This is a genomic window from Companilactobacillus jidongensis, assembly GCF_003946575.1.
Lineage (GTDB): Bacteria > Bacillota > Bacilli > Lactobacillales > Lactobacillaceae > Companilactobacillus > Companilactobacillus jidongensis.
Genome location: NZ_RHOP01000019.1, coordinates 45,247 through 59,399, shown reverse-complemented (window position 1 = coordinate 59,399; position 14,153 = coordinate 45,247). Strand labels below are relative to the sequence as shown.

Annotated in this window: 14 protein-coding genes; 6 read left to right on the top strand and 8 right to left on the bottom strand. The window is 35.5% G+C overall.

The genetic code is table 11. From position 1 onward, the window contains the following. Positions 1-31 precede the first annotated feature (31 nt). The 5 genes from EKM68_RS11125 to EKM68_RS11105 form a co-directional block, all read right to left on the bottom strand. The gene (locus EKM68_RS11125; RefSeq protein WP_125590764.1) at positions 32-604 is read right to left on the bottom strand and encodes an MgtC/SapB family protein; all 573 of its coding nucleotides are present in this window, start codon (positions 602-604) and stop codon (positions 32-34) included. Between the two features lie 58 nt (positions 605-662). Next, positions 663-1,586: a 1-phosphofructokinase gene (pfkB, locus tag EKM68_RS11120; protein WP_125590762.1), complete on the bottom strand. Its 924-nt coding sequence runs from the start codon at positions 1,584-1,586 to the stop codon at positions 663-665. A gap of 82 nt (positions 1,587-1,668) precedes the next feature. Further along, positions 1,669-2,124 (bottom strand): low molecular weight protein-tyrosine-phosphatase, encoded by a 456-nt coding sequence (locus EKM68_RS11115; protein ID WP_125590769.1) that lies wholly within the window; start codon positions 2,122-2,124, stop codon positions 1,669-1,671. 9 nt (positions 2,125-2,133) lie between these two features. After that, positions 2,134-2,424 carry a helix-turn-helix domain-containing protein gene (locus EKM68_RS11110; protein ID WP_125590760.1) on the bottom strand — a complete coding sequence of 97 codons (291 nt, stop codon included), beginning with the start codon at positions 2,422-2,424 and terminating at the stop codon, positions 2,134-2,136. A gap of 863 nt (positions 2,425-3,287) precedes the next feature. Next, positions 3,288-4,166 (bottom strand): LysR family transcriptional regulator, encoded by an 879-nt coding sequence (locus tag EKM68_RS11105; RefSeq protein WP_125590758.1) that lies wholly within the window; start codon positions 4,164-4,166, stop codon positions 3,288-3,290. A gap of 118 nt (positions 4,167-4,284) precedes the next feature. Between EKM68_RS11105 and EKM68_RS11100 the strand changes: the two genes are divergently transcribed. Next, positions 4,285-5,910 carry a malolactic enzyme gene (locus EKM68_RS11100; RefSeq protein ID WP_125590756.1) on the top strand — a complete coding sequence of 542 codons (1,626 nt, stop codon included), beginning with the start codon at positions 4,285-4,287 and terminating at the stop codon, positions 5,908-5,910. Between the two features lie 44 nt (positions 5,911-5,954). Next, positions 5,955-6,917, top strand: coding sequence for an AEC family transporter (locus EKM68_RS11095; RefSeq protein WP_125590754.1), 963 nt, complete (start codon positions 5,955-5,957; stop codon positions 6,915-6,917). Between the two features lie 24 nt (positions 6,918-6,941). On the opposite strand, the gene EKM68_RS11090 is transcribed toward EKM68_RS11095, so the two are convergent. Further along, positions 6,942-7,397, bottom strand: a complete 456-nt coding sequence (locus EKM68_RS11090; protein WP_125590752.1) for a DUF7679 family protein — start codon at positions 7,395-7,397, stop codon at positions 6,942-6,944. Between the two features lie 236 nt (positions 7,398-7,633). Between EKM68_RS11090 and EKM68_RS11085 the strand changes: the two genes are divergently transcribed. Beyond that, positions 7,634-8,362, top strand: a complete 729-nt coding sequence (locus tag EKM68_RS11085; RefSeq protein ID WP_125590750.1) for an alpha/beta hydrolase — start codon at positions 7,634-7,636, stop codon at positions 8,360-8,362. A 23-nt stretch (positions 8,363-8,385) separates the two neighbouring features. Beyond that, positions 8,386-9,114, top strand: coding sequence for an alpha/beta hydrolase (locus tag EKM68_RS11080; protein WP_125590748.1), 729 nt, complete (start codon positions 8,386-8,388; stop codon positions 9,112-9,114). A gap of 164 nt (positions 9,115-9,278) precedes the next feature. On the opposite strand, the gene EKM68_RS11075 is transcribed toward EKM68_RS11080, so the two are convergent. After that, positions 9,279-10,001, bottom strand: a complete 723-nt coding sequence (locus EKM68_RS11075; protein WP_125590746.1) for a gamma-glutamyl-gamma-aminobutyrate hydrolase family protein — start codon at positions 9,999-10,001, stop codon at positions 9,279-9,281. A gap of 267 nt (positions 10,002-10,268) precedes the next feature. On the opposite strand from EKM68_RS11075, the gene guaD reads away from it, so the two are divergent. Then, complete coding sequence (guaD, locus tag EKM68_RS11070; RefSeq protein WP_404810805.1) at positions 10,269-11,588, top strand: guanine deaminase; 1,320 nt, start codon at positions 10,269-10,271, stop codon at positions 11,586-11,588. Further along, positions 11,578-12,921 carry a uracil-xanthine permease family protein gene (locus EKM68_RS11065; RefSeq protein WP_125590742.1) on the top strand — a complete coding sequence of 448 codons (1,344 nt, stop codon included), beginning with the start codon at positions 11,578-11,580 and terminating at the stop codon, positions 12,919-12,921. The genes guaD and EKM68_RS11065 overlap by 11 nt, the downstream gene beginning before the upstream one ends. Positions 12,922-12,963: 42 nt before the next feature. Here the strand turns inward: EKM68_RS11065 and EKM68_RS11060 are convergent, their stop codons facing one another. Next, entirely contained in the window at positions 12,964-14,124 is a 1,161-nt protein-coding gene (locus EKM68_RS11060) for a GNAT family N-acetyltransferase (RefSeq protein ID WP_125590740.1), read from the bottom strand. Positions 14,125-14,153 lie beyond the last annotated feature (29 nt).

Sequence of the window (14,153 nt, the reverse complement as noted above, 5' to 3'; positions counted from 1 at the left end):
TTCATTGATTTAGATGATTAACTATACCAATTTATAAGAATAGGTCGATACTGTTGCACTTGATTTGACAATTTGGGAAATAATTCAAAATAAACTTTTTACCTTTTTTCTTGTCAAAATATTGAATTTCAACTTTTTTGAGTGGATTAACACGCACAATTTGTTTCAAAAAGGCAACAACACCATATACGACTACAAAACTAGCAATGGCTATTGCATAGTTGCCCATACCAACGGCCAGACCGATACAGGCCACCACCCACAAGCTGGCAGCTGTTGTCAGTCCCTTAATTGAATGATGCTCTACAATAATTGTTCCGGCACCCAAAAAACCAATTCCACTAATAACCTGAGCAATCAATCTAGCTTCATCAGCTCTAATAATGCCCTTGTAAGCCGGATATTGACGTGCAATGGCAATTGCATTGAACCCAATTTCTTTTTGAATCATGGCTACTATACAGGCACCTAAACACACCAAAATATGTGTCCTTATTCCCGCAGGACGATGCTTATGTGCACGATCCCAGCCGATCACTCCGGAAATACCGGTTGCCAAAAGCAATCTAATTATTATCGTTATAATATCTAAATGTAAAGTCAAAATTGAAACACCTCTAATATAACTTTACCACAACGGAAATTAGCGTTAATCATTGTGATTATATTTTATAGACCTTGATTTGATTTAATAAACTATCTAGGTCACTAAAGTCTGTTAGTCCCGATGTTGCAGCGGTTGAACTGGCTGCCGCTAGACTTTGTTTTAGATTGGTATTAATATCTTGTCCTCGTTCCATACCAGCTAAAAATGTTCCTAACATTGTATCACCTGAACAAGCAGTATTTACGACGTTTACCTTGGGTGCATTGCCAAACCATATACCATCTCTGTTACCGAAGATGGCACCTTTAGCACCAAGTGACAAAAGAATATTCTTTGCTCCTCTTGATAGAATCTCTTTTACATATTCAGAAAGTTTGCTTAGATCATCTGTATGTTCTACCTTTAACCAAGAAAACAATTCCGCATCGTTGGGCTTAATTAAAAATGGATGATAGCTGAAAGTACTCAAAATTTCTGGATAACTAGTATCAATTATCAAATCAAAACCTTGTTCCTGCGACATCTTTGCAATTTTGACAATTAACTGAGGCAAAATTCCAGTAGAAAAACTACCAGAAACTACTAACTTATCATCTTTAGTAAGAGTTTGAACGATTTCTAAAAATTCTTGCACTTTTTCTTTGCTTACTTTTGGACCTTTATTTACTTCTTTATATTCACTATCCGGATTTAAAACACGTGTAAAAACATTGATCCGTGATATACCATCGATATGAGTAAAATTAGTTTTAATTCCTTTTTCTTCTAGTGATTCTTCAATAAATTTACTTGTAAATCCACCGCCAACACCAAGAGCAACACTATCAACTCCAAGCATTTTCATGATAAAAGAAACATTAACCCCCTTACCATTCGGAATAATATCGTAATTATTGGTTCGATTAACAACTTCTGGTTGTAATTTATCAGTTTCAATAAAAAGATCAATTGCTTGATTCAAAGTACACGTATATATCATTATGTGGCGACCTCTTTCTTGCTTTATACATACAATAATACAAAATAAAGAAACAATAGAAAAATAAATTTCCATTGCTTCTTTATTTTGCCTCTAATATTTTTAACCACTCAGGTAATACTTCTTTAAGTTGTCTATATGTTCGGTCAAATTTATGATCATACCATGGATCTTCAATTACCTTGTTTTTATTAACACTTTCATATGCCAAATGAATCTTTTCGATGTCTTGTTCTGGTGCCATTTGCTTCAGATCCTCTATATTTTGAAAATCCATACCTATAATCAAATCGGCATCCGCAAAATCAAAAAGATTTATTTGTTTTGAATGATGCTCAACGATTTTCACACCCTGTTTCTTCAATTCACTTAGTGCACCGGGATGCGGTGGATTGCCAATTTCATAGGTGGACGTGGCTCTAGACTCAACACCAATTACTTCAGATAAATTTGATTCTGAAACTAGTTCCATCATCATCATTTCGGCCATAGGTGATCGACAGATATTTCCTAGACAAACAAAAATAATTTTCTTCATCACAATACCTTATTTAATTAGACCTAAGCGACGTTTAACATCTTCTAATTGTGCCTCTAGTACCGGATCTCTTCTACTTAGAATATCTAATGCGTTTGCTTTAGGTGATTCTTCTTTTTGAGATTTGGTAACTTTCTTAGCTACCTTTTTTTGTGGCTTAGAACTCTTACCATATTTTCTTACCCATGCAGATACTTGTTGATAAGAAATTTCGTATTTTTCACCAGTGGCTTTAAAGTCATTGTCATGTGCAATGGCATAATTTGCGATTTCTATTTGTTGTTTCTCATTGTACTTCATGCTAAAAACTCCTAAACAGCTTATTGTCTAAAATTATACCATAGATTATGGTATGAAAAATATGCGTTCTTCAGTGATAAATGAAATTTATATTATCTATAATACAATTTTCCAAAACTTTTGTTAATTTTAAGCACAAAAAAGAGCGACCCGGGGAGGTCGCTCTCTGCGCAATGAGGATGGGACAGAACCACATACCTCAACCACATATTATCATATTATTTACAAAAAATTACAATGAAGTACAAAAAAATGGCAGCTCAGGGAGGAACTACCATCAGTCAACAGAAAATTCTGTTATAAACATGAAATTATCAAAAGAGAGGAATTGTAGGAAGTCCCCTCCGACAAGTAATATATCATAAAGATATATACATTTGTAATATACTTTTAATTATCAGTCTATCAATTAGGTTATATTCACTATTTAAGCCTTGATATATCAAGCTTTATAAGCATTATTTTAATATATTGCTCAGTTTTTATTCTAATTTTCTAATATCTTGCCATTTTGTCAATTGCTTTATTTTAGAAAGCAAAAAAGAAGCTGAAATTACCAGCTTCCTAGAGGTAAAAATCAAAATAAACACAAACTATCCCACAAACAAAAGTATTTGATTATATGTAAATGATCTTAACTCTATGAAAAATAATGAAACATATCTGTGAATGATGGAGGAGTTGAGAGGTTTGGATCGAAGAAATCACATGATATAAGCTTTTATTTATTTTTCATTTTTGCATTGTTCCGAGCTACGGAACTGGATTAATCCTCAATAATTACCAATCGGTAAATTCATTGTAACGCAATTGGACTATACCGTATACCACAAACTATTAATAAATAATTATTGAAAATTTTATTAATCTTTACAACTATTGCTGAAAATATCAATTATTTTACTGAAAGTTGGTGTCATCAACGTGTTAGTTCGATAAACTATCAAAATATAAAACGGCGGTAACGTCAAATTATCAACTTTAACCTCTTGAATCCCCTCTTCCAACTCACTAGCTGTTTCAGCTATAAAACTAATTCCTTTGTCTGCCTTAACCAAGTTCAGTAACAAATGATAATCCGAAGTTTCAAATATAACATTTGGCAACACATTATATTTATCAGTGAATCGTTTGAATACTTGTCGATGAACAGAATTACTATCTGTTAAAATAAATTCTTCTTTTAACAGATCATTTAAATCTATTGAACCGTTAAAATCTCTCTTATCGGAAGCTATCAAATTAAAATGATGAACTTTGATAACTTTATACTCCAATTCAGCATCCTCTGGCAGTCTTGTTGTTCCCAATAAGGAAATATCAAGACGGCCATTTTTTAATTCCGCCAAAAGTTCCTTCGATCCGTCAACTACTTGATCTACTTTATTCAAAAAATCATTTTCTTTAAGTTCATCAAAAATATTTGGTAATAAGTAATTCGTGATAATAGGAGGAAAACCCATTCTAATTTTTTGTTCCTTAATTCGTTTCAAGTCAGATTTAGCTAAATATTCCTCTCTTAAAATTCTATTTATATGTTTTAACAATTGATTTCCTGAATATGTCAGTCGCAAAGAATTTGCGTAACTCTTTCTTTCAACTAATTTAACGCCGTATTCATCTTCTAGACGCTTCACTGAATAAGTTATCGTCGGCTGACTAACACCGAAATGACGGGCCGTATCAGAAAAATTTTTAAACTCACTTAATTTTTGAAAGTATTGCCAGTCTTTTGAATTCATTATTTATCTGCTCACTTATAAAATATTTTTATCAATTATAACATATTTGACTATATTTTTTATAGGAGTATATAGTAACAATCGAAAGTTAAATAAACGATATTCAGGAGGAATTTTGATGAAAGAATATAAAGGTTTAGATCTATTAAATAACCCATTTTTAAACAAAGGAACTGCATTTACTAAAGAAGAAAGAAAGGCAAACAATCTGGAAGGTCTGTTACCATCGTTCGTTCAAACGCTTGACCAACAAGCAACTCAAGCTTATGAACAGTATGACAAAAAAACAACACCGCTAGCCAAGCGTATGTACTTGATGGACCTATTTAATGAAAATCGCACGTTATTCTTCAAGTTATTCAGTGAACACGTTTATGACTTTATGCCAATTGTTTACGATCCGACAATCTCAGAAACAATTGAAAATTATAGCCACTTCTACTTAGATCCTCAAAACGCCGCTTACTTATCAATAGATGATCCAGACACAATGAAAGATGCTTTGAGAAACGCTGCTGGTAATCGTGAAATCAAATTAATTGTTGTTACTGATGGTGCAGGAATTCTTGGTATTGGTGACTGGGGTCTGCAAGGTGTAGATATTTCAGTTGGTAAACTTATGGTTTACTCGGCCGCTGCCGGTATTGATCCCAAATCTGTTTTACCAGTTGTACTTGATGTCGGTACTAATAATCAAACACTTCTAAATGATGACTTATATCTTGGCAATCACCATGAACGTGTCGTAGGTAATAAGTATTACAACTTCGTTGACAAATTTGTTACAACAGCTGAGAACTTATTCCCTAACATGTATCTTCACTTCGAAGATTTCGGTCGCGACACCGCCGCTAATATTCTAGACAAATACAAAGATCAGATTTTGACATTTAACGATGATATTCAAGGTACAGGTATTATCACTCTTGCCGGTATCTTAGGTGCTTTAAATATTTCTAAAGAGAAATTTACTGATCAAATTTATATGTCATTCGGTGCTGGTACTGCTGGCGCTGGTATTACAAAACGTATCTATGACGCAATGGTTGAAGCTGGACTATCTGAAGAAGAGGCTAAGAAGCACTTCTACCTAGTAGACAAGCAAGGCTTATTGTTCGATGACACTGAAGGTTTGACACCTGAACAAAAACCATTTACAAGAAGTCGGAATGAATTCACTAATGCCGATGACCTCACAAATCTTGAGTCTGCTGTTAAAGCTATCCACCCAACCATCCTAGTTGGTACATCTACACAACCAGGTTCATTTACAGAAGCAATTATTAAGGAAATGGCTGCTCACACAGAACATCCAATCATCTTCCCGCTATCAAATCCAACAAAATTAGCTGAAGCAACAGCTGAAGACTTATTAAATTGGACTGATGGTAAAGCCTTAGTTGCTACCGGTGTTCCTGCAGAACCCGTTAAATTGAATGGTGTTACTTATTACATTGGACAAGCTAACAACGCACTTGTATATCCTGGACTTGGACTTGGAGCAATGGCCGTCAATGCCAGACTACTTAGTGACGGAATGATCAACAAAGCCGCTCATTCACTTGGTGGAATCGTAGATCCGAACGAAGCTGGTGCTGCTGTATTACCGCCAGTTTCAAAACTTGATCAATTCAGTATGACTGTTGCTTTGGGCGTAGCTCAACAGGCAATTGCTGAAAAACTAACAGATGCCACGGATGCACAAAAAGCTATTGATGACATCAAATGGGAAGCAAAATATTAAAATATAAATTTATTTATTGTTTATAGAGAAGGGAAATTTTAATCATGGAAGCATTTATCACCTCACTAGAAAGTGTTGCTGAAATCGTAATCGTTATTGCACTTGGCTACTGGTTAAGAAATTCCGGTCGTTTGGGTGACGAATTTAAAGAAAATATATCATTCATTATTATGAAGATTGCCCTACCTGCATCAATCTTTGTATCAGTGTTAAAATATCTCACACGTGACAAATTATCTACTTTAACAGGCGGTTTGGTCTTTGCCTTTGCCAGTTTCGTCTGCAGTTACCTATTTGCATGGATCCTAACAAAAGTATTCAGGATTCGTAAAGGTCGTCGTGGCACATTCATTAACATGTTTGCCAATGCTAATACCATTTTCATTGGACTACCACTTAACATGGCACTATTTGGCTCCAAGAGTTTACCTTATTTTCTTGTTTACTACGTTATGAATACAATCTCTACATGGGCTGTCGGTGTATTCTTTATCTCATCCGATGATCCTACGGTTGAAAAAGGCACTAAAAAAGATTTCAACTGGAAAAAATTACTTCCGGCTCCGCTAGTTGGATTTTTGGTATCACTAGTATTCTTGTTGCTAGCTATTCCAGTTCCAGAATGGATCAATAAGACCCTTGATATGATTGGTGGTATCGTTACACCGATGTCACTTATCTACATTGGGATTATCCTTGCAGACGCTGGCTTGAGATCAATTGGTTTCGACCGTGACACCATCTTGGCGTTACTTGGTAGATTTATCTTTGCACCGGCCATTATGATTGGCTTCGTCTTACTAGGTAAATCAATGGGAAATGCACTTCCAAGTCTTGAAAGTAGTACTTTGATCATTCAAGCTGCTGCTCCTGGACTTGCTGTTCTGCCTATCCTGGTTGGACAATCACATGGTGATGTTGAATACGCAACTAATGTTGTCACAACTTCAACCGTTTTATTCGTCATTGTTATTCCAATCTTAATGCAAATTGTAAATTTGATTTAAGGTAAGAAAAAGCTTGAAGAAAAATTATTTTCTTCGAGCTTTTTTGATCTTACGATAATGTATTTTGGTTCTGATCAGCGTCATTAACCAGATTAAATAATTCTTCTTACCTGTTTTCCAATACCTGATATCATTTTTGATTTCCAAACGATTTAACAACGAGTAATCATGTTTCAAATATGAATATAATTGTCTGGAACTAATTTTACCTTCCCAGTTATCTTTACTAATGAACTGACTGCGAGTGCTCATAAAACTTTTATCGACTATAAAAACCGATTTCACTTTTGCAACAGTTATAGGTGGTTGGACATTCGTTCGATGTGGTGCCATTTCAATATTGATCAGCGCACCCTTTAAGATAGACTTCCAATCTTCAGATTCAGCGCGGTGCTTGCTCATCGCTCGCTGCAGATCCCTTGGCAATTTAAAGTGGAGTGTTTTACCATCTACACGTTTAACTTTAACCGCATAATACATTTTGATAACAATCCACTCCTTTGCTTAAAAACTCTTATTTCTATCGTACCGGTGTACATCAAACTTTACCAACAAAACTTTTTATATAATTTATTAACGATATTAATGCATTTGCCTTAAACAGCTTCAGATAATTTATGTTATGTAACCTTGAATTATCATTTCACCTTTCTTGACAAGGATTGTAATTAGTTTCAATATTAAATATGAATTAAAAACATTAACGGAGGCAATTCATGACACTATTGAGTACAAGTTTTCGTACAAACTATCTTCACACGTATTTTAAGACTACCGTGGTCATCCCTGACACTGGTAAGAAGGACTACAAAGTAGTTTGGTTATTACATGGCTACACGGCTGACGATACAACTTGGATGCGCAACGTCAACATTGAAAAAATTGCTGAAAAGAATGATATTGCAATAATCATGCCTGAAGGTAGAAATGCTTTTTATACCGATTCTGACTTCATCCCTTATTATAGTTTCTTCATCAAAGAATTAATTCCTAAGATGCAAAACATGTTACCTATCTCAGATAAGGCTGAGGATAATTATATTTCTGGAGTAAGTATGGGTGGATATGGTGCTTTAAAAATCGGTTTCTCTAATCCTGACAAGTTCAGTAAAATTGCTGCAATGTCACCCGTTGCTGACATCGAGCACTTCCGTAACAATCCTAAGAGCCCTATGCCACTGGAAACATTTGATACAATTTTTGATTCAGCTGAGAAAATATCTCAAAATCAAATTATTAATATCTTCAATCAATTACATCCTAAAAAACAAGTATTACATCTTTGCGGAGATGATGATTTTATGCACTCCGATAATATTGAACTGAAAAACTTTCTGACTGATAATCTTGGTACTAATTATACTTGGATGCCCGTCAGTGGCGATCATTCATGGAATACTTGGTCAGCTAACGTTAATAATGTATTTGATTGGTTAATGAAATAATACAAGTACTCGAGGAATATTAAATGACACTACTAAGCATGAGCTATCGTACTAATTATTTACACACATACTTCAAAACAACTATTGTGATACCTGATTCTGACAAAAAAGAATACAAGGCTGTTTGGTTGTTACACGGATACACTGGTGACGATACAGCCTGGGACCGTCATGCTAATATTGAAGAATTAGCCAGAAAACACGATTGGGCGGTTATCATGCCTGAAGCTCGTAATGCATTCTACTCCAATTCTAATTTCATCCCCTATTATTCATTCTTCGTGGAAGTACTAATTCCAAAAATTCAAGGAATGTTTCCCATTTCTTCTAAGCCTGAAGATAACTACATCGTTGGTTCAAGTATGGGTGGATATGGTGCACTAAAAATTGGTTTTAGTAATGCTGACAAGTTCAGTAAAATTGCCGCATTATCTCCGGTTACTGATATTGAAAGATTTAGAAATAACCCACAATGTCCAATGAGTAAGAATACATTTGATAGTATTTTTGACACGGCTGAAAAAATTCATAATAATCAACTAGCAACAATCTTTAATCGATTACAACCCAAACAGAAAGTTCTAACAATTTGTGGTGATGAAGATTATATGCACGAAGATAATATTATGTTTAAAAATTTTATGACTATACATTTAAGAGAAAACTATACTTGGATGGCTGTTGATGGTGATCATTCGTGGGTTACTTGGGTTGGAAATATCAATAAAGTATTTAAATGGTTGGAGAACTAAAAAAAGTTTGAGGTCTGTTATATAGACTTCAAACTTTTTTAATTTCATCCTGGAAGATGTCATTTTATTATTTTACCAAACGAATAGTCCTAGAAATAACATCTGCAGCATTATTACAAATTGAGATCATTTCGTTTCGGAGGTTTTGACCCAAATGGATAGGACTAAATCCGACCAATGAAATCTTTAAATAACTGTAATTCTTCAGGATACTCTTCCCACATATTTTCCGGATGCCACTGAACCGCTTGAATAGTGGCATCTTCATTTTCAATTCCTTCAATAACACCATCTGGAGCAGTGGCCACAACTTTTATGTTAGGGGCTGGTTCTTTTATAGCTTGGTGATGACGAGAATTGACAAATACCTCATGACCAACAGATTCTTGAAGAATTGATTTACTAACTTCTACATGATGAATTGGAATATTTCCAGCAGCTTTTTGATGGTGCATCAATAGAGTCGGTTCATCATATTGTGTAGCAAGATCTTGATAGACCGAGCCACCCAACGCAACGTTGATTACTTGTGCTCCACGACAAATACCAAAAATAGGAATGTGCCTGGCAACTGCTTTCTTAACTAAAGATATTTCAGACACATCACGATATCGATTAGTAGTTCCCAATTCAGGAATAGGCTCCTCACCCATAAATGTTGGATCTACATCCGGACCACCAGTGAAGATAATTCCATCAAGTGCTGATAATAAATCGTCTAATTTGTCCAATGAGTTTGAATCATAATATGGCAAACTAACCGGTACACCACCAGCTTGCAAAACTGCATTGACTGCTGGTCTGGGAACAAAATCTGCCTTGTTCTTATTGATTGCTGAAGCTGGTTCAAGAAATACATCTGCTGTAATACCAATTATTTTGCTCATATTATTTCTCCTTTATTAAAAGAACACTCAATTTTAGTCTAATTATATAGTTAATTTGTTTGTATGTCTTTAATGCTGATTTAATGAGAAAATAAAAAAATATAAATATTAAGCATTTTATATTTTGTAATCGCTTTCCATTATATCAACAAATAATTATTAAAATAATTTAATTTATTTCCGAACAATTCTCCCTTTATAAAATGAATTATTCATGTTAATCTAATATCAACTTAAATAAGGAAGTGTTAGATTATCACCTATCAAATTGTTTTTGAGGGAGCTGTTTTTACTTCAGCATCGTTTGACAAGGCGGATTTTTCACCCAAAGTTCTCACATGTATTGATCAATCAGGAATGATTGATCGTGTAATATCTGTTGATGAACCGGATTTTAAATCGGTCAAACAAACTGCTGAAAATCACAACATTCTTCATATCATACCAAAAGGCAGTTATCTGCTACCAGGATTCACAGATTTACACGTCCATGCACCGCAATGGCCACAAGCCGGCCTTGCTTTGGATAAACCACTAAATGAGTGGTTACAAGCTTATACTTTCCCACTTGAAGCAAAATATCAGAATTTGGACTTTGCTGCAAAAAGCTATCAAAGTCTGGTCAAAGAATTATTAGCTAATGGGACAACGACCGTTTTATATTTCGGATCTATCCATACAAATGCTAATCTCGTCTTGGCACAAATTTGTGCTGACATGGGACAAAGAGCTTTTATCGGAAAAGTTGCTATGGACGACCCGGAGCAAACTCCAGATTTTTACCGCGACAATTCTTCTCAAGAAGCATTAGAACAAACAGAAATATTTATTCAAAAACTCCAAAAATTACAAAAAGAAACAAACTCTGAACTCGTACCTGTAATAACGCCAAGATTCGTACCCAGTTGTACTGATGAAACTCTCGAAGGATTAGGTCAACTAGCAAAAAAATATAATCTTCCGATCCAATCACACTGTAGTGAAAGTGTCTGGGAAGACCAATATGCCATCAACCGATTTGGTATGCGCGATGCTGAAGTCCTCGACAAGTTTAACTTACTAACTGACAAGGCAGTCATGGCACACGGTACACAACTAAGTGATTCCGATCTTGATTTATTTAACGAAAGAAACACAGCAGTTGCTCACTGTCCTATTTCAAACATTTTCTTCGGTAGCTCTGTACTACCTGTCAAACATGTCCACGACAAAAATGTTGAAATTGGTATGGGAACTGATATTGCTGGTGGCTACTCTCCAAGTATTTATCGCAATATTCAACAAGCTGTCATGTCCTCACAAATGTTACAAGACACTGGTACACAGAATGCACGTATTTCTGCCGCTAATGCCTTCTATCTTGCAACTGCCGGGGGTGCCAATGCTCTTCATATACCAACTGGACAAATAAAAGCTGGTTATAAAGCTGATTTACAAATTGTGAACGATCAATATTCTGACATCATGTCAAATAATTCAAATGATGTGTTTGAACGCCTGATCTATCACACTACTAAATCCCAAATTAATGAAGTTTATGTTTCTGGAAAACAAGTAATCAACCGAGGAGATAATAATGGAAAATAAAAGTAGCTTATTAGTTGGACCTGACGATAAGGTTGGATTAGGTGAAGCAGGGTTCTTAGGACTGCAACACGTTTTAGCGATGGATATTTACGTGCCACCAATTATCTTAGCCGGCATGATGGCGATGGGAGTTGGCGACCAAATGAGTTTGTTGCAATCAACTTTCTTAGCTGCCGGAATTGGTACTATTCTCCAAACTTACGTTTTCATGAAGATGCCAGTATCACAAGGGCCTTCATTTGTTCCATTAGGTGCTGCTGCCGGAGTTGTTCTAGCTTCAGGTGGAATCAATGGTAATGGTATGGGGACGCTGATCGGATCACTACTAATTGGAGCAATCATCTTAATTATCTTAGGTATTACCGGAGTCTTCCAAAAAGTTATCAGTAAATTAGTTCCTGCATTAGTCGGAGGAACAATTATCACTTGCGTTGGACTATCATTGATTCCTTCAGCCTTAAATGACAATATCTTCAAGGCATCTGGAAACATCAATAACAATATCATCCTAGCTTCCATTACTGCTCTAACACTACTGATCTCGGTCGGTATCAGTAATCGTTTCCCTCAAGTCAGAAGATTTTTTAGAACTGGTTCAATTATCTTAGCACTTGGAGTTGGCACAATTGTTTCAACTCTCATGGGAATATTTGATTGGAAAACCGTTGGCGATGCTGCCTGGTTCAGTGTTCCAACAGGTACAGTATTAAAGTATGGAATCCACTTCTCACCTTCAGCCATCATTACCTTCATTATTATCTACGCTGTTATTACGACCGAAACAACCGGCACATGGTTCGCCATGGGAGCTGTTACTAATCATGAAATCAGCAAGAAACAGTGGAATATGGGGATCATTGGCGAAGGTTTCAGTTGTTTAATCGCCGCTTTACTAGGAACAACGCCAGTTACTGGCTACTCAACTAATGCCGGAGTCATTTCTATCACTGGTGTAGCTAGTAAGCGTGTCTTCTTATTCGCAGGCGTCTGGTTCTCTGTTTTAGGATTCTTCAGCAAGTTATCAGCATTCCTAGCCGCCATCCCTGCACCAGTTATCGGTGGTGTCTTTGCAATCATCTGTGTAACGATTATGTTGAATGGTCTAAATGTCATTCGTGGATTACATACAACTGATCGTGATATCTACATTATTGGATTACCTATTATCTTGACACTTGCATTGGTCTTGTTACCAGCAAACGTCACAAAACAAGCACCACAAATTATCCAGTATCTCTTAGGTTCACCAATTGCAGCAGCAGCCGTTGCCGCAATATTATTAAATCTCTTGATGCCAAAAATAAAAGAAGTTTCATCTACAAAATCAGCATAAAAAATGTTCAGATTGCAATCAGCAGTCTGAACATTTTTTAATTTAGAAATAATCTCTTAATTGTGGCTTTTCTGACACAAGTGCATGACTCAATCTGTCAATTGAAATTGCGTCACCTTTTACCGCACCATAATGTGCTAATGAATCAAGCTGACGAGTTCCAAACATTGCCTTCGTCAAAGTCTCAATCGTTATTTTAATTGTTCCAGGTTCTTGAGTTTTTTCAAACTTAACTTCACCATTTTTAATTGATAATTTCCAATGATGATTGTTCCATTTCAAAGAATCTGTAACTTCAATTACGATGGGATCCAGATTGTACTTAATAAATGGATACTTCATGACGAAGTTCTTCAAGTTAATAATCCGAGCAGACATATATGGAATTGTTTTGACATCAGCAACTTTAGGTTCATCCAATAAGTCAGCCTTAACTTCTGAATCATCTGATTCATACAAGAACTTATCAAAGGTTGATGAATGTTTAGTTACAAAATTTGCTAAAGCACGATAACTGTTAGGATCCTTAGTTACCCATTCATGAATTTTGAGCGTGTCTCCTTCTTTGGAGTAAAATAGGTAACCACCTAAATTATCATCATCTTCATAATACAAGGCCGCAAACCAATCGGAGTGCTTGTAAGCCATATGATCCCACCACCAATTTTCACGGTTCAATCCACCTAAAGAATTGTGATTATCATAAATTTTTCTAGCTTGATTGGGAACATCAGACAAGCTGACTCTCTCTACATGACCAACCTTTGGTGCTTTGATATTAGTCCATTTATTACTAGGGATCTCCATCAAAACATGGTCAAACACATGCTCATAACCAAATTGACGATAGAACTCATATGAGAAAGGTGCAAGATAAGATAACGTAACATTATTTTTGTACATGTCTTTCATCGCTGCATTGATAAGCTTACCAGCTCCACCTTGTCCAGCGAATTCTGGTGCACTCATCACATCACCAATTCCATTCATATGATAAGTTACTCCGTGGAAATCAACCGTAAACGGGATACTAAAAAGTCCGCTTCCTAATTTGTTACCATTCATAATTCCATAAACTAAAGAATGCTCATATCTGGTACGAAGGGCACTCTTTTTTTGCTCATTATCTTCGCGATTGAAGGAATACAGGTACAAATCATAAAACTTATCAAAATCCTTAATATCCAAATTATAATTTGTCAAAATATCCCCTCCTTTATTTTTTATTTAAC

Bases quoted from the DNA above. Each gene is read 5' to 3' on its own strand.
- EKM68_RS11095 (WP_125590754.1), top strand. From the start codon at position 5,955: ATGGAAGCATTTATCACCTCACTAGAAAGTGTTGCTGAAATCGTAATC.
- EKM68_RS11115 (WP_125590769.1), bottom strand. From the start codon at position 2,124: ATGAAGAAAATTATTTTTGTTTGTCTAGGAAATATCTGTCGATCACCT.
- EKM68_RS11090 (WP_125590752.1), bottom strand. From the start codon at position 7,397: ATGTATTATGCGGTTAAAGTTAAACGTGTAGATGGTAAAACACTCCAC.
- EKM68_RS11075 (WP_125590746.1), bottom strand. From the start codon at position 10,001: ATGAGCAAAATAATTGGTATTACAGCAGATGTATTTCTTGAACCAGCT.
- EKM68_RS11100 (WP_125590756.1), top strand. From the start codon at position 4,285: ATGAAAGAATATAAAGGTTTAGATCTATTAAATAACCCATTTTTAAAC.
- EKM68_RS11080 (WP_125590748.1), top strand. From the start codon at position 8,386: ATGACACTACTAAGCATGAGCTATCGTACTAATTATTTACACACATAC.
- pfkB (WP_125590762.1), bottom strand. From the start codon at position 1,586: ATGATATATACGTGTACTTTGAATCAAGCAATTGATCTTTTTATTGAA.
- EKM68_RS11105 (WP_125590758.1), bottom strand. From the start codon at position 4,166: ATGAATTCAAAAGACTGGCAATACTTTCAAAAATTAAGTGAGTTTAAA.
- EKM68_RS11065 (WP_125590742.1), top strand. From the start codon at position 11,578: ATGGAAAATAAAAGTAGCTTATTAGTTGGACCTGACGATAAGGTTGGA.
- EKM68_RS11085 (WP_125590750.1), top strand. From the start codon at position 7,634: ATGACACTATTGAGTACAAGTTTTCGTACAAACTATCTTCACACGTAT.
- EKM68_RS11110 (WP_125590760.1), bottom strand. From the start codon at position 2,424: ATGAAGTACAATGAGAAACAACAAATAGAAATCGCAAATTATGCCATT.